Raw genomic sequence first — 23,482 nt, 5'->3', positions numbered from 1 at the left:
ATATAAACGCTTAAAGATTGTGAAGAAAAAAATTAGGATAACAATTAATAATGGCTAACTGGCTGGAGCATACCGTACAAGTAGAGGTAGACGCTCCTATAGACGTAGTATGGGGTATGTGGGCTGACTTAGAACAAATGCCTCGCTGGATGAAATGGATTGATTCGGTTAAAGTTCTCGAAGACAATCCAGAATTATCCCTATGGAAATTAGATACTGGTGGATTTAACTTTAGTTGGCGATCGCGAATTCTTAAGGTAGTTGAGCATCAAATAATTCAATGGGAATCAGTTGATGGCTTACCGAATAGAGGAGCGATTAGATTTTACGACCGTCAAAATAGTAGCATTGTCAAACTAACTGTTGGTTATGCCATACCTGGTATTATTGGCAGATTAATGGATAATTTATTTTTAGGGCGAGTGGTAGAGTCAACCCTACAAGAAAACTTGCAAAGGTTTAAGGAATACGCTCAAACTGGGGTTAGCCCTCTCGAATAGCTAAAAGTTACTTACCAAGTAGGATCGCTGAATATATTAATTGTCAATTCTTCTTTTCCTGCTGGTACGGAACTAATGCAAGCGCGGATAATGTCTCCACCTTTTACTTCTACCGTGCAAGCGTGACAGGAACCCATTAAACAACCTGTAGGAATCAACACTCCTGCTCTGTCAGCGACATCGAGTAAAGCTTCTCCCACTTCGGCATCAATTTTAACGTCATCTGGTAAAAAGTGAACTTTAACACTCATGTTTTTATTGGTTGGTTGATAGTTGTTAGTTGTTAGTTGTTAGTTGTTAGTTGTTGGTTGAACTAGTTATTTTAAATTTATACTTGTAGTTCATTTAACCTAATATCTTGCATCACTTGCAATTAGCCCTCACAACCGCCTTGGAATTAATTCCAAGGCTGACAAACCTTCGTCTGATAAATCAGACTGGGTAAGAATTTTAGTGCGCTTTAACATACTTTATATATTAGCCGCATCAATTAATTTCAAGGCGAGAATTTGGTCTTAACCACAATGGTGCAAGATGTAAGTTTAACTGCAAAATGATGTATTACTTCACTTCTACTAACTACTAACCACTAACCACGTTCCTAAGATAACAAAACGCTTAAGTCCAAATAGCGTTCTACATTCACAGCTAAAGAATCCAATAATTTTTCCCTTTGCTCGCGGTAGTTAGGAACACCTGTAGGTAGAGATTTCAAACCACGCTGCTGACGTAACCTATTTAACCAAGCGCGTCGCCAGGGGCCGTTATCAAACATACCGTGAAGATAGGTACCCCATACGGATTGACACTTATCTACTAAACCTAAATTAACATCGTCGAACAAAGCCTCGAAACCTTGAGCGTCAGGACCTTGTGTTTCAATTCGCGAACGTCCTTGATGAATTTCAAAGCCGTGAACGGGTAAGCCTGCTTGAGGAAAATTAGAGGTTACTTGTCGCTGTCGAGCGATTTTTTGTCCTGTAATTACGCTTTTGACGGGTAATAATCCCAAACCTCCAAATCTGCCAGCTTGCCCTTCTATCCCTTCTGGATCGGCTATCATCTGACCTAAAATTTGAAAACCACCACAGATTCCTAATACCGTACCGCCAGCAGCAGCATAATTTTGAATTTGTTCGGCCATTCCCGTTCTTTGCAGTAGCAATAAGTCAGGTATTGTAGTTTTTGTACCTGGAAGAATTACTGCATCTGGATGTCCTAACTCATGCTTGGGACTTACGTATTTTACTCCGACAGTAGGTTCTGACTCGAGAGGATCAAAATCGGTAAAGTTGGCTATTCGCGGTAATTTAACCACTGAAATATTTAGTTCGCCATTAAATTTACGGGGTTTTCTTTCCAGCAAATCGAGGGAATCTTCAGCAGGAAATACCTGTTCTAAGTAAGGAATGACTCCTACAACCGGAATACCAGTCCTTTCTTCTAACCATTTAATTCCTGGTTCTAATATCGAACGCTGTCCCCGGAACTTATTAATAACGATACCTTTGATTAATGCTCTTTCGTCTGGCTCTAATAGTTCTAAAGTACCTACCACGTGAGCAAACGCTCCACCACGTTCGATATCAACTACTAATAGAGTCATAGCATTTAAGTGCTTGGCAACTCTCATATTAGTTAAGTCGCGGTGTTTGAGATTAATTTCCGCAGGGCTGCCAGCACCTTCGCAAACTATTAAATCAAATTCCGTTCCTAAATTATGTAAGGATTCTTCAATAGCTCGCCATCCCAAGTCAAAATATTGCTCGTAATAATCTGTAGCGCTGACTTTTCCTACAGCTTTACCCTTGATAATTACTTGGGAAGTCATATCTCCTTGGGGTTTGAGCAGAACTGGGTTCATTTCTACCCAAGGAACTACTCCCGCAGCCCAAGCTTGTACTGCTTGTGCATAGCCAATTTCTCCTCCATTGGCCGTAACATAAGCATTATTCGCCATATTTTGACCTTTAAAGGGAGCCACTCGCCAACCACGTCGTGATAATATACGACATATCGCGGCGCATAATAGTGATTTTCCCGCGTGGGATGTTGTTCCCACTACCATAATTGATTTCATAGTTAGCTATTATCTTTTCTTTATCGGACTTATTGAGTTAAAGGATGAAGCCAGGGAAAATGCCATTGGCGACTTCGTGGTTAATAACACCACTACTCCGCCGTGAAATTCCCGTACAAATGAGCAGTAAGTTTATATTCCCGTTTATAAACACTTCATAAAGAAAGCATCGGCTTCAGTATTTATTGTTCCCTTATTAACCTCACTCCTAACTTTCGGGCACTTAATTAATTCAAAATCAATTCAAACTCAATTCAAAAAGGTAATCTAAATATACGGGTTAATGAATTCAAGAGGCGATCGCCCAATGTTGGAGCAGCCCAATCCTGATTTTGAAAGCTTTCTGCAAGCTGACGACCTAAAGGAGTCAGTCGAAAACTATCTGTAATCCCTTGCCCGTCTACTTCTCGTCGCAGCAAGCCGACTTCAATCAACCATACTAAAGCGTTATCTGCTGCCAATTCAGATAAAGAACGTTTTGTATAGTTGTTTTTTAGACCATTTGATCCAGAAATTTCACCCATAGCTACACGTTGTGAAAGCATCTGTTCAAACAAGCTTAACTTAAAAGGAGAGCATCGCAGCGCTCGGGAAGCTCGTTTTTGCGTAGAATTAGTATAGGTAAAACTTTTCTGAGCTTGTGAATCAATAGCAGGCATTTTGGATATATCAATTTTGCTTTAAATTACTATATTAATAGTAATTTAATTTTAATTTACACAAAATTTTCTAATTAAGACTATATTGGGCAATTTGATCGGATATTTCTCGTAGATACAATTAACGATAGCTTTCTATAAATCTCTAAATTTAAAGCCTTCTAAAAAAATATCTTTACGTAAGTTCTATTTTTGTTCTACAAGATATATATAGTATTGTTCTTCAGCAACTATACTGCCTTTAAATTCATTTAGCTTAGTAAACTTTAGCTGACTATTTTCAATATTGAGCGGGAAACTTAATATGAGAACGTTTTTGGTTGAATTATTTTTGATAGCCGCATCAATTTTATCAACTAGTTCCGATTGACGATTTATATATTTTCTTTGATGATTATTAAAAAAACTACCCGTTCTCTCATATTCTATATAATATATTTTTTTATCTAAAAAAGCAGAAATGGGCGAAACTATAGTATCTTTACTACCAAGAATAAACTCTTCTGTTAGTTTTCGTTCTCTAATAAACTGTGATGCTACCTCACTTTTAGAAAATGGAAAAATTAAATCCATACTATAAGCATACAAACCGGATAATGCTTGAATTAATAAAATAGTTGTGATAATTTGCTTATGATATTTTTTGAACTGATAGTTAATTTTTGAAAATATTTGAGGAACATCGTATGATTTCCTAACAAATCGACTAATCCAGATGCAGGCTAAGAAAAAGATAAATAAATTGCCATGATGCCTTAAAGTTCCCTGATATTTTAACCACGTAAATAATATTATTCCTCCAGTACCGGATAAATATAACAATAAAATAATTGGTTTATCAATGAAGATAACTACTGAGTAAAATAGCAAAAATAATGACATAAAAAAGGCAAATAATGTCAATATCAATGAATTCTCAGTAATATTTTTAGTCCAGAAGTGGTATTCCCAAAATTGTGGTATAGGAATGTAGCTATACCAAATTGCCCTCAAAGAATATGTCAACCGCTTTAATAAAGTTGATAATAAATCAAATTTTGATGTAGTTGATGTAGCTGTTTCTTGTCCAATATTTTGCTGTATATCTTTGGCGGTATCTTGTATGGCAACAGGAAGTAGCTGAAAAACGCATATACCTAGACCTAATAATAATATAATCAAGCCTATACTTAGATTATTTATCTGTTTGCGACTTAATTTATATTGATTGTTTTTATGTAGTCTAATTGTATCGACGATTAAAGCAGCACTTAAACACAAACATATGATTAAACAATAAAGATTTGTATTCGCTAAAAGAGCTAAAACTGAAAATAAACTAATAAAATTCCTATTTTTTTGAGTGAAAAGATAACAAAACATAAAAATTAATAATAATCCTATACTATAATTTCTGCTAATAATATTATATTCAAATAGAGGAAAATAACTAAAAGTAAAAAGTGTTTTTTGTAAAATATTGAAAGGCGATAGCTTCACAAAAACCCAAACAACAGCAGTCGAAATCAGTATATGAAAAAACTGCATTGCAAAAGGATTATGAGTAAACTTCGTAATTAAAAACAAACATAAGTGCCATAATCCTGGATGTCCCTCGTATTTTAAGTTTTCATATAAGTCAGTTAAAGTAGAAGCATCTCTTGCTATTAACCATGCCTGAGTTTCATCGCGCCACATTTCATGATTAAGGATGCCGATAAAACTGAGAACAAAGAAAACTAAGATCAGACAGTTTGAGTAAGTAAGATATTTTGATAAAAAGCTATTTGGTTGAGTCAGTCGTTTTTGGGTAGTAGCCATCAGTTGTTTAAACTAAATTTTTTTTAAGTATTGCCAAATATCTACCAAATATCTAATTAATTACTAGTTTGATGAGTTCTTTCCCAGAAAAAGCCTGCTGTACTAGCAACTTGCGAGACAAATAGTAATCCAGAGAGTAACAATTTCGGTTGAGGTATTTGTTGCGATAAAGGATATTTTAATAAATTTAAATAAAATGATATTGGCTCAACTTTAATTTCTGTATGAGCGCGTTTGGCACGAACTTGATGAAAGCAGAAAGCGCCGCGCCCGTAAAAAAAGTGCTGCCGCCAGTAACTAGATAATGTTAATTTATGAGCATGATACACCTGAACTTCTGGCGCGTAAACCATTTTGTTGCCGTATTGCAGCCAGCGATCGCAAAATTCTCTATCTTCTCCTGCTGCTAACGGAAAAGTTGTGTCGAAACCTCCGAGAGCTTGAAATCTATCTGATGGTAGGGCAAAATTATTAGATGCGAAGAAGTTTGACCGTTTAGAATCTAAGTTGTAATAGTTATATAAATAGTCAATCAATACTTGAGAGGTAGTTGAATAAAGATTATTGGAAAGAGCGTTGAGAGTTTTACCACCTATCATGCATTCTGGTGCTGTAGCGAAACGTGCGGCTAATTTATCTAACCAATCCGGTGCGGGTTTACAGTCATCGTCGGTAAAAGCTAGAAAATCTCCCTTTGCAAGTTTTGCACCAGTATTTCGAGCGGTTGCAGGACCTTGATTTTCTTGTTTAAGGAGCGTAATTTCTAACCGTTCTTTGAAGCGTTCTACTACTGGTTCGAGTGACATTTTACTACCGTCATCAACTACTACCAATTCAAAGCGATCGGCAGGATATTCTAAGTTACTCAAAGATTCAAGACAGTCTGCTAATCTTTCGGGACGGTTATAAGTGGGGATAACGATAGAAATAAATGGTGTTGATTTGTTGGAGTTGTTCATTTTATTAGATTTGTTATATTGGTGAGATTTTTAAGATTTACAATTACAATCTTTTCAAAACTAATTAGATTTTTTACGTAGTTGTTTTATATTTTGCCAGACTTCTGCTATAGCTTTTCTGCCTCCGGGAAGCACGAACCAAAATAAAATATAGGTAATACAAAAAATCAGAAAACTGACAGATAAAGTAATAATTGTATTGTCAAAACTTGGCAATATTTGCTTGCATAAATATAGAATAATTGCTGTACTAATAGAAGAAAAAGCCGGACAAAAGACTGCGGCGAGAAAATCTTTTGCGGTTAAAGGAGATGTTTTCAAACAAAAGGCTACTGATGGAAAAGTCAATAAACAAGTTGCTGTGGTATAACCTGTGGCAACACCAATAGCACCCCATTGCGAACCAATAGCTACGGCGACAATTACAATCGGTGTATGAATCAGCCCCCAACGAAACTGCTGCTGAGTTTGACCTGCGGATACATAAAGCCATTTAGTTACTCGGTACATACTACCGAAAAATATCGCTATACTTAAAACTTGAAACAGCGGAACCGCTTCTAACCACTGATTCCCCAGTAGCAATACCAGCAGGTTCTGGGCTTCAACAAATGAAAATGTTAGGGCTGGCATACATAGAGTAAACAGTAACATTAGTCCTTTGCGGCAGTAGCTGCGATATAAATTTGTATCGTGTAGCGTGCGACTAAAGCTAGATACTGCTACGTCAAAAAGTGGAAAGTAAACTTGTTCAAAAGAGAAATAAGACCATTTATAGGCAACTTGGTAAAGTCCTAATGCTGTAGCTCCACTTAAGTAACCAACAAGTATACGGTCTAATTGCATACCGATACGCATGAGAAACCTAAAACCCGTCAAATGCGCCCCGTAAGATAACATAGCCTGCAAGTTTACGTTGGTTTTCTCACTTTTAATCTGTTTTTCGGGTAGCCAAGGACAAATTATCAAATAACCGATACTTTGTATCAACTGCATTACAACTAACTGTAATACTAATGCCCAATAGCTCCAACCTTTATAAGCGGCAAAAATGGCGATCGCCGCAGCAACAACTTGTGAAATAACTTCAATTATCGTGAGTACGCCAAAACGCATCTGTCGTTTTAACAGTGACTTATGCACAAATGTCAAACAAACTACAAGAAAACTAAAAGTCATCAAAAGGGTAATTCCAATTAACTCTTGTTTCCCATAAAAATGGGCAAGAATCGGAGCCATAATTACCATCAAACCAACAATGAGGGCGTTAACTTTCAACGATAGCCAGAAGCTGAGGCTAAGTTGTTCGTTATCGAGTTCTTCCTTTTGTACGGCAGCAGTTTCTAAACCAAAATTACTCAAACTGTCGGCTAAAGCAAGTAGAGGTGCAACCATTGCGACTAAACCAAAGTCTCCAGGGGTTAATATCCTAGCCAAGATAGCAGTTGAGCCAATTCCTAAAACAAGTTTTATTGGTTGAGATGCAAAGTTAATTAAACCAGATAAAAGCGATCGACGTTTAAGATCGGAACGAAGACTATCGGTATTTAAGTGACGATTAATTTTCACAATTAACGTCCCTTCGCTACTTGCTTTATTTTGTTAGTTGACCAATCTTTAAATAAGTTAGCTTTAGCATTCAATGTTCTTTCGCTATTGATAAAGTCATATATATGCTTTACATTGTGGATCAAATTCCGAGAAGAAGGAGCGATCGCCGTTTCAAGTTGACTGTGACTAATATTTAAAGGTATGCAAGGTAGGGTTTTTTCATCTGAAAATATTGGGTAATTTAGTAATTTCATCATCTCCCCGGCAATTCGTTCGGCTTTCGCTTTTTGCTTTGATGTAAATACTTCTCGCCATTGAGCGGATTTTCCTTTACGTAAATGTTTGGGGCTTTGTTTTTTCATGCTGTCAAAGCTAACATCTGATTTTATTTGATTAATTGCATTTTCATCTAATTCAATATCTAAATAATTAAGTAAGCGGGGTAATTCTGAATCTAAATCATTTAGAAATCGCTCGTAAAAAACTGGATAAATATTTAGTTTATCTTGATATTTTAGATAGCTACCTACGTGTTCAACCCAATTTCGCAACATGATATCGAGACGATTTTCTAGATAAGATTCGGGATTTTCTTCGTAGTGAGGCGGATGATTTTTTAATTTATGTTCGGTAAAACAATATTTAGAATAAGAAATTGCTACATCACGGGGATCGCGAATTATATAAACAATTTTATTAAATTTAGGTAGAACTTTACTACCGTAAGAATTGATTGAAGAATGAGTCCAAACAAGACTGCACTTATTAATATAATCATCAATATCTGCAATTTCTTCTTGAAACACAGCACTAATACGGAATTCGCAACAATTTTTCTTGATATTGATAAAATCCATATCATTTTGTCCGGCAAAACTCAAATCCCAAGTTTGAGCAACTTTATGGATGGGATGAGTTCTCAAAAAGCTCTTATACTCTAAACCTGCTTTTTGATTGATACTTTTAAGGATAGTGTATAGCCAATAATTGCCGCTTTTTGGCACACCTGCTTGTAAAATTGTCATTCTATTTTGGATTTTAGATTTTGGATTTTGGATTTTTAAATAAGGGAATAGGGAATGGGCAACCGGGAATAGGAAATTAATGATTAATTATCAATTTCCTATTACCTATTACCTATTTCTATAATTTCTTGATAAATATCTAAAAAATTTTGGGTACGTCGTTCTTCGCTAAATTCTTCAATTGCTCGTTTGCGACCAGCTTGTCCCATTTCTTCTGCTAATTCCCGGCTACTAAGTAACTTTAATAAAGCATCGGAAAGGGCTGAAATATCTCCCGGAGACACTAAAAAGCCTGTTTCGTTATTGTTAACAATTTCTGGCTGTGCCCCCGTAGCACTGGCAATTACAGATGTACCTCGCATCATTGCCTCTGTGGTAACGTTACCAAAAGGTTCCGCCCAAAGTGAAGGTACTACCTGTACCCAAGCTGGATCGAAGTGATGCTCTAATTCTTCACGGGTTATGTGTCCCAACCATTTTACACTCTTGTTAATTCCTAATTCTTCAGCTAAGGATTTGAGATTTTTTGCTTCTACTCCTTGCCCTGCAATAATTAATTCAGCTTTGGGTACCCGTTCCTTTACCCGTGCAAACGCCTTTAATAAAACGTCAATTCCCTTTTCTAGAACTAATCTTCCTGCAAAAGCAACCGTTGGTGGTTCGCTAAGAGGTGGACGTAATTCTCGCTTGGGCACTCCATTGTGAACTACTTTTACAGGTGTAATTCCTTCTGCTTCTAAATTTGCTTTCATTGCATGACTCAACGCCACTACTGTATTAAAAGAGTGTCGCCACTGCAACCACATTTGTCGCTGTACCATAAACACCGCCCAAGACTGGGGTGTCAAGCAACCATGACGCAAGCAAGCTTTACCTGCCTTATATTTGCAAGCACTGCCATCGGGTAGTAACTTTGTTCCCCTTGGACAAATTGCTTTATATACTGCTGTTTGATATAAACACGGCACATCTTCAAGCAATGGCAAGATTAGCGGTGAGAGCTGCCACATAAACATCCGCACGTGAACTACATCTGGTTTGAATTCGTTCAGGGCACGGCGTAAATTGAGATAAGCCGATACATTGGCGGTTTGCGAAATCACTTGAAACAGCGTATTTGTACCAAAACAACTGTATTCAGAAAGCAAAGGGCTATCAGCTACTGGTTGAGCAACACTTGCAAACAAACGCACATCATGAGATAACGAGCGTAGGTTATCCCGGAGGGAAAGCATTTGTGTCTCGGCACCTCCGGTAGCAGTACCAACATCATTAAGCAGAAGAATTTTCATTCAAAGCAGCCCCAAGAGGGGGAATTCATTTTTTTTCTGTTCCCTATTCCCTATCTTGAAAAGTTGCTCTTAGGGTTTTCCCCCAAGAGCAACTTTTCGCAGTTCCCCGTTCCTTATTTCAAACTTCAGATAATGTTTGTGGTGAAGTTATATTCAGAGTTGTTTTAGGCTGAAGATGTTTTTTAGCATAAGTATCTGTAAGATAACGATTTAGTAACTTTTCTACGGGTGCCAACAAACCGTACATCAATACTTTTTGCAGAAACTGATTCTGGATACCAAAACTTAAAGAGCGAACTATCGGCTTTAAAATTGTATCTCTACGTCTCCAACCCAATGCTTTATATTTGTGTTGAAAATATCCATCTTCAGCTAGATTCCATTTCTGCCGCAAGCGTGAAAGACTTCCAAGTTCCCAAGCGTCGCTCCAACGCAACATATAATAATGTATGTCGCTGAATTTTAAAGGTGATGTGGGAACGTAGGTGACGAGACTCGCAGGCTCAAAGTAAACGCTACCGCCATTTTTGGCAACATTCAGACAAAAGTCGAGATGTTCTTTAGAATTGAGCATCTGTTCGTCGAACATTCCTAAGTGCTGGAATACTTTGGTACGAACCAACATGACGTGGAACTCGCAAAGTTCGGTTTCTGTACGCTGTAACTTGACTCGCGGATCTGTAATTTGTTTACCTTGCTTGTACATTTTCTCCCGCAATCGCCGTCTACCTTTTGCATCAACGACAACACGAGATTCTCCACCTGCAAAGTGAATTTCTTGATGTAAAGGCAAGTATTGAAACATTAACGGCCCTACTACTGTAGCTTCCGTTTCTTCGGAACAGTCAATTAAAGCTTTTAACCATCCCGAAGCAGGAATAATATCGTTATCTACAAAAGCGACATATTTGGTATCTACTTCTGCTAAACCAATATTTCTAGCTTTATTAGGAGTTAAATAATAGTCGGTGCGAATTAATTTAAAACCTTTTTCCTGGGCTTGATTTTGCAAATATTCGCCTGTCTTTTTCGGGGAATTTCCGTCTATATATATTAGCTTAAACGGAATTTGAGTATTTTCATAAATGCTTTCCAAGGACTCGCGGGTATAGCTAAAGCGTTCGCGAGGGGAAACAATAATTGTTACTTGAGGTTCGCTCATAGCTGATTATATTTCAAAAATAAGGGTTGGATAAATTGACTGATAGGGAACAGAGAATGGGGAATAGGAAATAGGCAACAGGAGAAGAAGACGATGTTAGTTATTGTTGCTAGCTTTTTAAGTATGAATTAATTTGAGAATATAGGATTCCTCCGTAGATTTTTATTAGCGTTTACCTTTATGTGCGGCAAGCGCGTGTCTGTTAGGACATAAAAGACAAGCGTACACTTTCTGTTCCCTGTTGGCTGTTCCCTATTTATTATTTTTAGAGGCTACAGCAGTCAGATCGTTATCATCTTCTGATGAAGAGACTTCCTTCCATTCTTCTTTGGTAAAATCCTCGTGATAAGAACGTTCAACATTCACGTTCCACAAATCGTGTTTCTCTCCTAACAGATTTTTTGCTGCTAACAAAGCTGTAAGCATCGAGTGATCTTGGTTATTATAACGATGCATTCCATTACGACCAGTAGTTTGCAGATTTTCAAACTGTGGCAAGTAATTTTGAATCACGTCTAAATGCTGGCGATAATCGCGGTCGTAGACTGGATAGGCTTTGGGCTGGCGAATTACAGTTCCGTCTTCTACAACCGCATCTCCAGCTAATCCTAAAGTTTTTAATTCTTGTTTGGCTAACTCAATTAATTCTTCATCTGTTTTTGACCACAAATCATCGCCAACATTGCTGAAATATTCCATACCCAAGCAAGTTTTACTAGAGTCAGGAACCATTTGAGCGCTCCAATTCTTGAAGTTCTGAATCCGACCTACTTTCACCTGTGGAGAGTGAATATAAATCCAGTTATCGGGAAATAAATCTGGTGCATCTATAATCAACGAGACTATCAGAAAATCGCGATATTTTAGACCGTTTGCAGCTTGTACTACTTCGGTTGGTAATGCCGGGTCCATTTTTTGAACCAGCTTATTCAGAGGCATACTAGAAATATAGTTATCTGCCTCAAACTGAATCAAATTATCATCGCGTTCGGCAATAACTTTAGTAATACGCTGCCCTTCACGCTCCATTCCTAATACTTTCGTATTCATATGCACTTCACCGCCGGCTGCTTCAATCTTTTCGGCGAAGCGTTCCCACATCATCCCTGGTCCCAATCTGGGGTAATCAAATTCTTTAATTAAAGTCTTGGTATCATTTTTGCCAAACAAAGCATTTAATACTGCTGTTTTTACCGATAAACCTTTGATACGCTGAGCCGCCCATTCAGCTTGAATCTGATTGCAGGGAATACCCCAAACTTTCTCGGTATAGGTTTTGAAAAATGTTTTATAAAGGCGATCGCCAAAGCGATTTGTCACCCACTGCTCTAAATTATCTTCGACAGGAAGCGGTTGACGCTTTGCTTGCAGGTAAGACCAGATAATCAGAAAACTTTCCGATATACCAAGCTTCTGAAGGGTGTCAAACGCACTCAAAGGATATTGAAAAAACTTACCTTGATAATAAATCCGCGACATACGCGGAGTCTTGATAAAATCGTTTTCAAGAACTTCATACCAAAGGTCTTGCACTTCTTGAACTTTGGTAAAAAATCTATGCCCGCCAATATCAAAGTGATACCCTTTATACTTCTCAGTCCTAGAGATTCCACCTACTTTGTCTGATTGTTCTAAAACTATTGGTTTAATGCCATGCTTGACTAAATGGTAAGCTGCGGTAAGACCTGCTGGACCGGCTCCGATAACGACAACTTGATTGTTTTTCATAGTTTCAATAAAGGGTGTGTTTGTTTGCGATGTGCTGAATATCAAGTAGTAGAAATATCTAGTTTTGATAAGAACGACTCATGCCATAAATAGTTGCTCGTACCAACAGCAAAGGCTAAACCGCCGTAAAAGTAATAAAACCAATGCCAAGGAATCACCCGCAATGCAAAACCTAAGCCACGTTTTGCATAAAAGAAATGATAAACCGCAAAATTGAGCCATAGCATAATCAGACTCAGTACCGCAGCCACAGCGAAAAATCCAGACCACCAAAAACCTAAAATTAAAGATGTCAATATTCCATAGACTAAAATTACGCTTAACCGACTAGATACCCCTAAATTCAAATCATTATCTAATTGGCGTTGACGTAAAATTAGTTCAGTCCAAGGTAAAGCACGGTAGAAAATTTCTGCTTTCAATAGAGACACAAAACTCCAATGTTTCAAATGCTTTACGTGCAAATCTTTAAAAAGTTTTATTTGATAACCAGCAAGTCTAATCCGATATCCTAGTTCAATATCTTCTATACTAGGTCGTCGATAATTCTCATCAAATCCACCTAGAGAGAGAAATACTTCGCGGCGAATAGCTCCACAAGCGCCCCAGAATGTGAAAGCTTCTTCACTCGCGATTTGATGGTTATAGTGATGGAATAAATTTTTATACTGAGACAAAAAGTTAGTTTCTCCCGGTTCGTCATCATAAGAACCAATTAGAGCAGCTAATTCAGATTTATTTTCAAAAGCTTTCTTGACTTGAGCGATCGCCGAAGGGGAAATAACGACATCAGCATCTATAAAATAGAGAATATCACTAGTAGCGACACTTGCACCTAAATTCCTCGCCTTAGCAGGGCCTCCATTAACAGGCATCCTGATTACTTTCGCGCCAAATTCTTGCGCTACTAACCAAGAGCCATCTGTATCTGCATCCGAGACTACAATTAATTCATCGGTCGAAATCGTTGATTCTGTCAGACTAGATAAACATTGACGAAAACTTTCTCCTCCGTTGTGTACTGGGATAATTACTGAAATACTTAATTCAGTAGGAGTAACCATTACTAATTAATTCCTCACCATTTTATATTAATCAATAGCTATCTAATTAGTTAATCGTTGAACGTAAGATAAGATGCGTGTTCTCCAGATACCCTCTCATAACCTTAATACTTACTCTAATTATTAAAAAACAATAAGATGCTGTTCAAAACATATTAAACAAAAATTTGCCTAAACTTTATCAATGTAAAGTTGTGATGAATATGAAATTATAGAAACAAAAAAATATATCAAATAAAGATGTTAAAAACATCTATTTAAGTCTAATTGCAGTTAATGCATATACTTAATGTATTGTTTCTAGCTACAATAAATATCTTATTCGACTAAATTGTTTGTTTAAACTAAAAAGACTTACTTCAAATGAGAGAGATTTGTGTAGACACTTAAGCATACTAACTGCGGAATAAACTTAAAATTTTAATTTCAGAATATTTTGATTATCTAATATTTTTCTTGATTTCAAATACCAGAAGATAAGTAATAACGGAAGAATGTATTTATCCCAAGGATATGCCTTCATCATTAAACCGCAGTGTATAAATAAAATAAAAAAAGCAATATTAAACCGAGAAAATCTTAAGCAAGCTAATAAAGCTAAGATATAAAGCAAAATATTTTTTACAAAATCATTTGGTATAAATCTTAATATTCTAATAAATATTCCATGAGCTTCTGTAAGTGGAAAAACTATACATAAGAACAATAAAAAAGCAGCTAAAAAGCAATTTTTACCTGTTATAATTTTACTCCATGAAATTTTTGAACGAAATAAAATAAACTCTGGGATAACAAAATATAAACCAACGCAACTAAGAATAAACCAACTGCCGCTAAGGTCTATAGACCATAATTTTTGCTGTACTGCTGGTACTGCACGTGCTGTCATACCGGCTTCAGGGGCTATACCTTCAAAAAGTACTAACCAACCTATTATTGATAATGATGCGATTAATGGCATTAGCCAGCGAATAGGATGTATTCGGTTTTTAGCTAAATAATCTGCTTCAATAGCTTTAACCTCTGCATTATTTTCTTTTTGTCTTGAATTAACAGCTTTTCTTAAACGATATATTCGGATTTTAATTATTGAATAATTAATGAGTTCAACAACAAAGATAGCCAATGGAAAAGCTAACATAAATTGACGCGATGCAATTGCTAAAATGAAAGCAGAACTGCTAAGTATATGCTGAGAACGATTATAAAACCAAAAGCCTAGCAAAACAAAAAATGCAGCAATAATATCAGTGTAGAGACGACCACTTAATATTAGGTAGTAAGGAAACAACAATAAACCACATACGCTTAAAAAAGATTTTTTTGTCACTTTTCCTTTTGGTAATCCAATCAGACAAGTCATACAAAAAGAAATTATAAAATTAATAAATCTTCCGGAAAATATTCCCCCTTTAAATAGATACTCTAATCCTCCAAATATTATAAATGGTAGTGGTGTATTGAGTTCACCATAATTACGAAGTAAGTCCAAACTAGGAATTAAGCTATCGCTAAATCGCAAACTTGTTTTCCAGTAATGTGGTTCGTCCGTTGTTGGAGGATATTGAAGTTGATTGAGAGCGATAAATAATATTAAATAAATGACAATTACACATATCAGAAAAAATATGGTATACTGATGTTTTTCCCTAAATCCATGTTTATAAAACATTATTTATTTCCATAAAAATTGATTGAACAAATTTTTTAACAATAGCCTCATTTAGTAAGTATCTAAATAGTTGGAAGTGATTACTCTCGAACAATAATATCTTATTTATAACGAATTATATACGTAATATACATCAGCATCTTTACGTAAGATGCCATGAAAAGCATAAAAACAAATTTCTTTTGATATTACGGGCAATTCTTTGATCTAAAACCCCAATCGATTGGAGATACCAGAAAAGAATTAAAAGTGGAAGTGCATATTTATTCCAAGGGTATACTTTTAGCATTAACAGTGATTTAATTGTTGATGTTCTTGAAGATTTTTGAAAAACACAGAGTTGCCGATTTTCGGAAATTAAAACACTGATTCTAAATCAAGACAATCATCCAGAGAATAATTTTCGACGGACTCAATTTATGAAACGTATGGTAAATTTTGCTCATCAATATCAATTGAACATACGTTTTCGTGTAATTTTATATCCGGCACTTTTTTAACCATAATATTACTAATAATGGAAGCATATACTTATCCCACGGATATGCTCTTATCATTAAGTCATTAAGCCGCATTGCATTAATATAATCCAGAATCTAAGACTAATACGACGATAGAAGCTTAAAAAAGCTAATAGCTCAAGAGAATAAAGTAAAATTAGTTTGGATAATTCATTAGGCAATAAACGCAAAAATATTATTAATATTTTCTTAACCTGATAGAATCGCTTATATTGCCAAGCTAAGGAGTATCAATAAATACTCCTATTTTGGCACCCGGAGTAAAAATGAAGCAGTATTTTCCGCTTTAATAGTAGTATTTCGATCTAAAATTCCAATTGATTTTAGATGCCAGAAGATAATTAAAAGAGGAAGCAGGTATTTATCCCAAGGATATGCTTTCACCATCAATACGCTATTTACTAGTACAATCCAAAAAGCAAGATTGGGACGATAGGAAAACCTTACAGAAGTAACTAATGCTAAAGAATAGAACAAAAGCAACCTGAAAAAATCGTTTGGGAATAATCGTGCAATTTTAATTAAAATTCCGTGACCTTTTAAAGGTGGAAAAACTATAAATAGCATTTATGTATGTTTGATATTTTTTTTAGTATAAGAAAGCTAATAATTTAGCTATAATTTGACTTCTATCAATTTAGACTGCGGAATTAGTTAAATTTGATAATTTTGACAAATTAATAGTCATTTTGTTCCAAAAGCCGATATTTTTTATATTTTATTGTTTTCGATAAAAAGCACCATGTACTTAGTTCTAAAAACGTAAGCGTAAGTTACGTGAATAAAAATATTCTAAGGAATCTTATAGTTACTACTGGTAAATAATTTATAAAAAGCGGAAATATTCACGATAAAATACTCACTGCAACAGATTCAAATAAATCTAACCAAAAATATGCCTCTACCAGTTGGAACCGAAGCCCCAAGTTTTACAGCGAAAGATACTAACGGTAATACAGTTTCTTTGTCAGATTTTAAAGGAAAGACAGTAGTTATGTACTTCTACCCAAAAGACGATACCCCTGGTTGTACTAAGCAAGCCTGTAGCTTCCGAGATGCTCAATCGCAGTATCAAAGCAAAGATATCGCGGTTTTAGGTGTAAGTGCTGATGATGAAGCTTCTCACCAAGCATTTACTCAAAAATTTAATTTGAATTTTCCCTTGCTAGTTGATACCGATAAAAGTTTGATTCAAGCTTACGATGTTGATGGTGGCGGCTATGCAAAGCGCGTTACTTACGTTATTGGTACTGATGGCAAAATTTCTCAAGTTGACTCTGATGTTAACACCAGTACTCACGCTGAAGATGTCTTGAAATCCTTGGGATTATAAATTTGACATCAGTTAACCAACATTAACAAAAGAGACGCGATATATCGCGTCTCTACAATAATTATTAAAAATTAGCTAGATTCACTAATTCTAATTACCAGCAGCAGGTGTAGTTTGCGCTGGTGTGTAAACTGGGAACACAAAATCAAACTTTTGTTGGCTTGTAGGTTGTTGCTGCTGACGTTGTTGAAGCAGTTCTTGCTGTCTTTTACGAAATGTATTTGCTTCAGAATTTATTTGCTGTCTATTTTGAGAAGAAAATCCTTGCCAATCCAAAGTACCAAGCTGCGAGCGATGAATCAAATCCATTGGATTGAAGTTGCCGCTTTCAGTACCGTTAAAAGAAGTTCCATCACCTTGTTTTGTATCAAATGGATCTGCTTGATAGCTTGATGGTACAGAAACATCTTGACTGGTTTGAGCAAAGCTTGCGGATGGCGCAACGATACAAGCAATCCCTATCCCTGTAACAGTAGCAGCAACTAATTTATTGAATTTTGACGATATTTTCATTAAAGTTTCCCTTATATGACTCGAATTAATTCTTCTATTCTACGCAAGAGTACGACGTAAGCGGGATTGAATGCTTAACAATGCTACAAGCGCAAAGCCTAACAATACAAGTATTGCACCGCCAAAAGTTACGTCACCCCAGAAAGCCTGCATTACTACACTATTAAATCCCCAACTTTCATGGATATATAGATAGCGAATTGGTTCGATCGCATAGCTGAGAGGATTGAGTGCTGCCACAACCTGCAACCACTTGGGCATAAATGACAGGGGAGCTAAAGCCGTACTCGCGAATAATAGCGGTAAATTAGTCACAAAAATCACGGCTATTAACTCAATATGTCCCGGTAAAGCAAAGGCTAAACCCAACGAAAGAGCCGTTACACCTAAAGCCAGTAGAAAAACTATCAAGGCGATCGCGCTCAAACCTGCGGCGTTAGGGATACCCGCACCTATAAACGACGCAGCAGCGACAATTATTGCTGCTTGCAACAAAGTTTGACTAACAATAAAAATTGCTGAAGCAAAGACAATAGAAAAACGCGACGCTAAAGGAGCAACTAACAAACGATTCAAAAAGCCGAATTCTCGGTCAAACATGATTGGTAAACCAGCATTTAGCGCTCCAGCAAATGCTGTAAAAACTATTATTCCAGCAGTTAAAAATTGACCGTAATTTGTAGTATTACCAAAAATTCCTTTTGGTGCATTTTGAAAAAGTGCGCCAAATAAAACCAGCCACATTACAGGTTGAATAATGCTGGCCACTAAAGTAGAAGGGCGACGCTGTAACTGAATAAATAGACGACGAGTCAAAGCCAAAGTTTCTTGAACTAATTCGCCGAAAGCACTTTGATTGGCATCGCTATACAGTTGCGGCGATGCAATTTTCTGTAAATTAATATCCGATTTGGAAGAAAAAACAGTACCACTCATGACAATTTTAGATTTTGGATTTTGGATTTTGGATTAAAAGTTTATAGCTAGGAGTTAGGAGTTAGGAGTTAGGAATTCAAAATTCCCTATTCCCCACTCCCTACTTTCTATTTCATACTTTGTTTCTTTTCAGCTTTCATGTCTCTGGTACCTACGGCAGCTAGTTCGGCATCCATTAAAGTTCTTCCTGTTGCTGCTAAATATACATCATCTAAACTGGGACGAGATTGTGCAATCCCGAAAGTTGGTAAATCGGCATCATTTAAAGCTTTTTGTATAGTAATCAAAGCATCATTTTGCTGAGAAACTACCAAATTCAATGAGTTACCTTGAGCGCCATTAACGATTACTTCTTGAACGAAAGGTAAGGACGCGAGTAAAGTTTTTGCTTTTTCTGCTTCATCATCAGAAGTAAACTCGCGAATGCGAAGAGTAACTCTATCTCCCCCTACTTTATCTTTTAATTGTGATGGTGTTCCTGTAGCAATTACCTCACCGCGATCGATTATTGTAACTCTATCGGCTAAAGCATCAATTTCTTCTAAATAATGGCTGGTAATTAATACTGTTGTTCCTGCTTCTCGCAATTTTCGCAGAAATTCCCACACCACAAAACGACTTTCGATATCAAGCCCCGCAGTTGGTTCATCTAAAACCAGTACGGTAGGTGCGTGTAGCAATCCCGCTGCTAAATCCAAGCGTTTGCGTAAACCGCCAGAATAACTACCCGTTTTTTTATTGGCGTATTCTTGTAAACCTAGTAATTCTAAAACTGTATCAATCCGCTCTTTGGTAACTTTTGCAGGTATGTGGTAAAGCGCTGCTTGAAGTTGCAACAGTTCTCTTCCGGTAAGCACTTTATCTAAAGCAACCTCTTGAGCAACGTAGCCAAGACGTTTTCTCGCATCTCTAGGATTATCTATTGCTGAGATACCAGACACTTCGATTTTGCCAGCATCAGGTGTAGTCAGAGTACACAAAGCACGCAAAGTAGTAGTTTTTCCAGCACCATTAGGACCAAGTAAACCGAAAATTTCCCCTTGCTCTACCTTAAAGGAAATATTCTTCACGGCTTGGGTAGTGCCGTAACTCTTCTTTAAATTTTCGACTAAAACGGCAGCAGCCATTGGACATTAACTCTTAAATATACAAAACTCAACAAATTCTATCTTCATTTTAGAAGTGAAGCGACAGTTTTTAATTAGGTCATAAGGAATAGTTAGGAGTTAAGAGTTAAGAGTTAGGAGTTATTATTCTTCCCCTTGTCCCCTTCCCCATGCCCCTCTCTCCCCATCCCCCCATCACCATAAAGTCGCAACAAATGTATCAAGGCACTTAAAAGAGGTATTTATATCGATTACGTTGTTGGGATAGGAGTGTAAAAATTGTCTTAAAACTACGGAGATTCACCCTCATGGATGAACGCCGTCTGCAAGAGTATGTTGCTCTGATTAAACAACTTCTAAATTGTGGCAACGGAGAGGAATTTGTAATCTTAAAAGCCAATACAAAATTGGTTGATGAAGATTTAATTATGGTGATGGAACAGATAGCCATCAAAGCTGAAGAAACTGGTGCAACTCGAACTACTAAGTTTTTAAGACATTTCGCTAAGCAATTAAAGGGTATGTTAGCACAAGCAACAAAGACCTTTAATTCTGAAGATAATGAACGTCATAAAGCTTATTTAGAACTTATTGAAACGTTAATGAGTTGCCCTCGCGGAACTGAAGCGGAAATATTGCGAAATAATCAAGATTTAATTGATACGCAATTCATTTTGACCTGTTTGTGTTACCCAATAGCCGACAATTACCTTAGCGATATCTAATTGACTGGTTTTTGTTTGTGGAGCAGGTTCAACTGTGGTATCTACAGATTTTTTGCTTTGTTCATTACAACCCAAACAGATCATAAGAATAGAAGCAGTAATTGAAAATTTAAGAAATACTATATATAAAATAGATTTCACTGCGATTTATCTCTAAAAAATTGATTGTATAATCGCATATTAATGTTAACTTCGCGATGTCTTGCTTCTGTTACTAAATCTGAAACTGGATCGAAGGTATCGACGATTTACAAAGCGGTTAGGCTTCGACTTCTTGTAATCAAATTGGTATTCAGCTAGAAGCTCATCATCTGAATTATGTGATTTTTCTGCCTGCGTTTTGCTCATAATATTCACGTTCTTCAATCATGCTTTAATTAATATTAAAAAAACCCAGTGTTTCCAAAAAACCAGGTTTCTAAACAGCAGCAATTATTATAATTTATATCCTGCATTACAACTGTCTTTTCAAAGATTGTAAAGAAGCCCAACGACTATCAATTGGTTTATCTTCTGTACTATCTTGATTTGGTTGTATTCCCGGACATTTTTCTTCGCATAATTGACGCTGGGGAATCTCTAAACACATTTGTTCGTATAGCCAAACGCTGGGATGAAAGTATCCATATGGTGATACACTTTCTACTAATTCGTCTAAAGCAACTTCTCTTTCGGCAAGAAATTCTTCTTCAACTTCGGCTTCTTCATCTAACCAAATAATTTCTGAAGTATCAAGTCGAACCCGATGATTGTATTGTTGTAAACAGCGGTTGCAGCTTAAGGTCATAATTGCTTCAGCTTGTGCCGTTACTTCTAAAAAATTACCGCGATGCTCGACGCGAATATTGCCGCGAACTGGCGTTAAAGTATTTAAACCTGGTAGAAATTCTTTAACAACTATATCTTCTATCGGTTTTGACGCTTGAGCAAGCTGGGGAATATAAATTGCGTCCATATTATTCACCATTTATTGATTTTAAATAATCTTTAAAGGAAGAAGGTAAGGGAATATTCTATATATCCCCAACCCTCAAATCTACTTACCATACTGCTGGACGTATAACCAGATGGCGATGTGGTTCTTTACCTTGACTGAAGCTTTCTAAGTCTTCAAAACCCTTTAACAAAGTGTGAACTTGACGACGTTCGGCTGAACTGAGGGATTTTACTTCCACTTCTTGTCCGGTGTTACGGACTCTATCAATTACTTCTTCTATCATGCCGCTAATTTCGGCTAACCGAGTAACGCGGTAGCCGTTTAATTCGACTGTATAAGATGCTTGTTCCTCAGTTTCTTGGTTCAAGTTAAGAATAGAATTTGCTAGATACTGAATTGCATCTAGCACTTTACCATCGCGTCCAATCAAATTTTGGATTTGATTTTCGGTTAATTTGGATTCATCAATTGTCAACCAATAGCTATTAAGAGAAAGTGGATCTTTTTCTCCCAAGGTGTTTTCCTCTTTATTGCTTTTAATCTCCACAGAGAACCCAGATAATTGCAGCAATTCTTCTAACCACTGCTCCCCGCGTTTCATCCGAGTATCGCTCATCATCAGCTTGTTGCTTTCTTTTTACTACTTTTCGGTTCAAACGGTAGCGCTTTTGCTTCTGCGCTTAAGGCTTCTTTTTCCTGTGCGTCCACAATTTTTTGTATGTCTTCCGGTAAGGGTTCTTTGGAAAGGATGTAAGTTTGTAGGGTTTGGAAAACGTTACCAATTACCATATACATCAATACCCCAGCAGGTAACGGGAAGAATAAAAACATCCCGGAAAACAAAATTGGAGTCAGTTTAGCTACAGTATTCTGCTGTGGATTATCAGTTGCATTATTACCTTGTCCGGTAATTAACTGGCTCACGTAAAGCGAAACGCCAAACAGTGCAATCATACAGACGATATCCCAACGAACGGTACCATCGTCATCAAATGCGCCCACTCTACCCAAAGCCTGGATAAACAAAAAACCCGTGTCTGCTGCTAATCCAGGAATGTTTCCTTGAATAGTCACATCTCCGGGCTGTAACGCTTCTATATTACCTTCTGAATCAATGCTGATCCGTTCTGCTCCTTTAGTTACTTTCCACTGAGGCAGTAACTTATTCTTATTTTCTGGGTGCTGCTCCAAAACCTCTTCAAACGGTTTACCATCAACTGTTTGATATTGAAGCTTGGTGTGTTCTCCCACAGCTAACTTATTTCCACCGGGAAGAATCGCAGCTACTTTTATGCGATCGCCTTCATCAACATAAATACTTGAAGGTTTTGTAGCGAATGCAGATGGTTGAATTCGTTCGATTTGTTCGCTAGGCAAAATGTCTAAATTGACATTGTAGTTTGCAGTAGCGAAAGGCGAACCCCGTAATGTTGCAAAAAGTGCTAGCAATACAGGCATTTGCAGAAGCAAAGGAGCGCAACCAGCGAGCGGATTGCCGAATTCCTTTTGAGTATTCATCATCTCTTCTTGCTGCTTCTGCGGATCGTCTTTATATTTTTCTTTGACTTCCGCCATCCGCTTTTGCATTACCGGCTGCACAATCTTCATCTTCCGCATATTGCGAATCGATCCCGCACTTAAAGGATAAAGTGAGAAACGGATGATTAATGTTAAAGCAATAATCGCCAATCCATAACTAGGCACAATGCTATAGAACAAGTCTATGATTGGCAGCATTACATTGTTCGAGAGGAACCCAATACCAAAGTCCATTATTTTGAATTCAACCCTATAGACACTAAATTAACTGAATCTAATTTATCGAAATCCCGATCAAAAATGTGACTAGCTATCCTACGGATAGCCGCACATTTTTTCAAGTACCGATAGTCCAATCTGTGAAATAGATAGATATAGCA

Annotated in this window: 22 protein-coding genes and 1 pseudogene; 4 read left to right on the top strand and 19 right to left on the bottom strand. The window is 36.8% G+C overall.

All coding sequences use genetic code 11. The annotated features are described in order from the left end of the window. Nucleotides 1–50 precede the first annotated feature (50 nt). Entirely contained in the window at nt 51–500 is a 450-nt protein-coding gene (locus ACM03V_RS18785) for an SRPBCC family protein (protein WP_414622316.1), read from the top strand. Nucleotides 501–511: 11 nt separating this feature from the next. Here the strand turns inward: ACM03V_RS18785 and ACM03V_RS18780 are convergent, their stop codons facing one another. The 12 genes from ACM03V_RS18780 to ACM03V_RS18725 form a co-directional block, all read right to left on the bottom strand. Next, on the bottom strand, nt 512–751 hold the full coding sequence (locus ACM03V_RS18780; RefSeq protein ID WP_414622315.1) for a 2Fe-2S iron-sulfur cluster-binding protein: 240 nt from the start codon (nt 749–751) through the stop codon (nt 512–514). A 350-nt stretch (nt 752–1,101) separates the two neighbouring features. Further along, nucleotides 1,102–2,580, bottom strand: a complete 1,479-nt coding sequence (gene cobQ, locus ACM03V_RS18775) for a cobyric acid synthase CobQ (RefSeq protein ID WP_414622314.1) — start codon at nt 2,578–2,580, stop codon at nt 1,102–1,104. A gap of 254 nt (nt 2,581–2,834) precedes the next feature. Next, nucleotides 2,835–3,239, bottom strand: coding sequence for an Npun_F0494 family protein (locus ACM03V_RS18770; RefSeq protein ID WP_414622313.1), 405 nt, complete (start codon nt 3,237–3,239; stop codon nt 2,835–2,837). Between the two features lie 186 nt (nt 3,240–3,425). Beyond that, on the bottom strand, nt 3,426–5,039 hold the full coding sequence (locus ACM03V_RS18765) for a hypothetical protein (RefSeq protein ID WP_414622312.1): 1,614 nt from the start codon (nt 5,037–5,039) through the stop codon (nt 3,426–3,428). Nucleotides 5,040–5,095: 56 nt separating this feature from the next. Continuing rightward, nucleotides 5,096–5,998 (bottom strand): glycosyltransferase, encoded by a 903-nt coding sequence (locus ACM03V_RS18760; RefSeq protein WP_414622311.1) that lies wholly within the window; start codon nt 5,996–5,998, stop codon nt 5,096–5,098. Between the two features lie 60 nt (nt 5,999–6,058). Next, on the bottom strand, nt 6,059–7,567 hold the full coding sequence (locus ACM03V_RS18755; protein ID WP_414622310.1) for a lipopolysaccharide biosynthesis protein: 1,509 nt from the start codon (nt 7,565–7,567) through the stop codon (nt 6,059–6,061). Nucleotides 7,568–7,569: 2 nt separating this feature from the next. Then, a complete protein-coding gene (locus tag ACM03V_RS18750; protein WP_414622309.1) occupies nt 7,570–8,574 on the bottom strand; it encodes a sulfotransferase domain-containing protein in 1,005 nt (334 codons plus the stop codon). Between the two features lie 101 nt (nt 8,575–8,675). Beyond that, nucleotides 8,676–9,866 (bottom strand): glycosyltransferase family 4 protein, encoded by a 1,191-nt coding sequence (locus ACM03V_RS18745; RefSeq protein WP_414622308.1) that lies wholly within the window; start codon nt 9,864–9,866, stop codon nt 8,676–8,678. A 118-nt stretch (nt 9,867–9,984) separates the two neighbouring features. After that, nucleotides 9,985–11,028, bottom strand: coding sequence for a glycosyltransferase family 2 protein (locus ACM03V_RS18740; RefSeq protein ID WP_414622307.1), 1,044 nt, complete (start codon nt 11,026–11,028; stop codon nt 9,985–9,987). Between the two features lie 252 nt (nt 11,029–11,280). After that, nucleotides 11,281–12,756, bottom strand: a complete 1,476-nt coding sequence (locus tag ACM03V_RS18735; protein ID WP_414622306.1) for an NAD(P)/FAD-dependent oxidoreductase — start codon at nt 12,754–12,756, stop codon at nt 11,281–11,283. Between the two features lie 41 nt (nt 12,757–12,797). Then, a complete protein-coding gene (locus ACM03V_RS18730) occupies nt 12,798–13,820 on the bottom strand; it encodes a glycosyltransferase (RefSeq protein ID WP_414622305.1) in 1,023 nt (340 codons plus the stop codon). 412 nt (nt 13,821–14,232) lie between these two features. Next, a complete protein-coding gene (locus ACM03V_RS18725; protein WP_414622304.1) occupies nt 14,233–15,492 on the bottom strand; it encodes a hypothetical protein in 1,260 nt (419 codons plus the stop codon). Between the two features lie 263 nt (nt 15,493–15,755). Here ACM03V_RS18725 and ACM03V_RS18720 point away from each other — a divergent pair. Next, nucleotides 15,756–15,992 (top strand): annotated as a pseudogene (locus ACM03V_RS18720) (ISAzo13-like element transposase-related protein); the annotation flags it as partial. A 264-nt stretch (nt 15,993–16,256) separates the two neighbouring features. On the opposite strand, the gene ACM03V_RS18715 reads toward ACM03V_RS18720, so the two are convergent. Beyond that, nucleotides 16,257–16,580, bottom strand: a complete 324-nt coding sequence (locus ACM03V_RS18715) for a hypothetical protein (RefSeq protein WP_414622303.1) — start codon at nt 16,578–16,580, stop codon at nt 16,257–16,259. Between the two features lie 328 nt (nt 16,581–16,908). On the opposite strand from ACM03V_RS18715, the gene ACM03V_RS18710 reads away from it, so the two are divergent. After that, a complete protein-coding gene (locus ACM03V_RS18710) occupies nt 16,909–17,346 on the top strand; it encodes a peroxiredoxin (RefSeq protein ID WP_414622302.1) in 438 nt (145 codons plus the stop codon). Nucleotides 17,347–17,436: 90 nt separating this feature from the next. Here the strand turns inward: ACM03V_RS18710 and ACM03V_RS18705 are convergent, their stop codons facing one another. The 3 genes from ACM03V_RS18705 to ACM03V_RS18695 form a co-directional block, all read right to left on the bottom strand. Then, nucleotides 17,437–17,859 carry a hypothetical protein gene (locus tag ACM03V_RS18705; protein ID WP_414622301.1) on the bottom strand — a complete coding sequence of 141 codons (423 nt, stop codon included), beginning with the start codon at nt 17,857–17,859 and terminating at the stop codon, nt 17,437–17,439. Between the two features lie 39 nt (nt 17,860–17,898). Beyond that, a complete protein-coding gene (locus ACM03V_RS18700; protein WP_414622300.1) occupies nt 17,899–18,795 on the bottom strand; it encodes an ABC transporter permease in 897 nt (298 codons plus the stop codon). A 107-nt stretch (nt 18,796–18,902) separates the two neighbouring features. Further along, the gene (locus ACM03V_RS18695) at nt 18,903–19,922 is read right to left on the bottom strand and encodes an ATP-binding cassette domain-containing protein (protein ID WP_414622299.1); all 1,020 of its coding nucleotides are present in this window, start codon (nt 19,920–19,922) and stop codon (nt 18,903–18,905) included. Between the two features lie 287 nt (nt 19,923–20,209). Here ACM03V_RS18695 and ACM03V_RS18690 point away from each other — a divergent pair, with 287 nt between their 5' ends. After that, nucleotides 20,210–20,626 (top strand): hypothetical protein, encoded by a 417-nt coding sequence (locus tag ACM03V_RS18690; RefSeq protein WP_414622298.1) that lies wholly within the window; start codon nt 20,210–20,212, stop codon nt 20,624–20,626. A gap of 454 nt (nt 20,627–21,080) precedes the next feature. On the opposite strand, the gene ACM03V_RS18685 is transcribed toward ACM03V_RS18690, so the two are convergent. The 3 genes from ACM03V_RS18685 to yidC form a co-directional block, all read right to left on the bottom strand. Beyond that, nucleotides 21,081–21,581, bottom strand: coding sequence for a YceD family protein (locus ACM03V_RS18685; protein ID WP_414622297.1), 501 nt, complete (start codon nt 21,579–21,581; stop codon nt 21,081–21,083). An 85-nt stretch (nt 21,582–21,666) separates the two neighbouring features. After that, nucleotides 21,667–22,182, bottom strand: coding sequence for a protein jag (locus tag ACM03V_RS18680; RefSeq protein WP_414622296.1), 516 nt, complete (start codon nt 22,180–22,182; stop codon nt 21,667–21,669). After that, nucleotides 22,182–23,336: a membrane protein insertase YidC gene (gene yidC, locus ACM03V_RS18675; protein ID WP_414622295.1), complete on the bottom strand. Its 1,155-nt coding sequence runs from the start codon at nt 23,334–23,336 to the stop codon at nt 22,182–22,184. The genes ACM03V_RS18680 and yidC overlap by 1 nt, the downstream gene beginning before the upstream one ends. Nucleotides 23,337–23,482: the final 146 nt, after the last annotated feature.

It is taken from the genome of Calothrix sp. CCY 0018 (assembly GCF_963920925.1).
GTDB lineage: Bacteria > Cyanobacteriota > Cyanobacteriia > Cyanobacteriales > Nostocaceae > Rivularia.
This window is presented reverse-complemented; position numbering and strand designations above follow the sequence as displayed.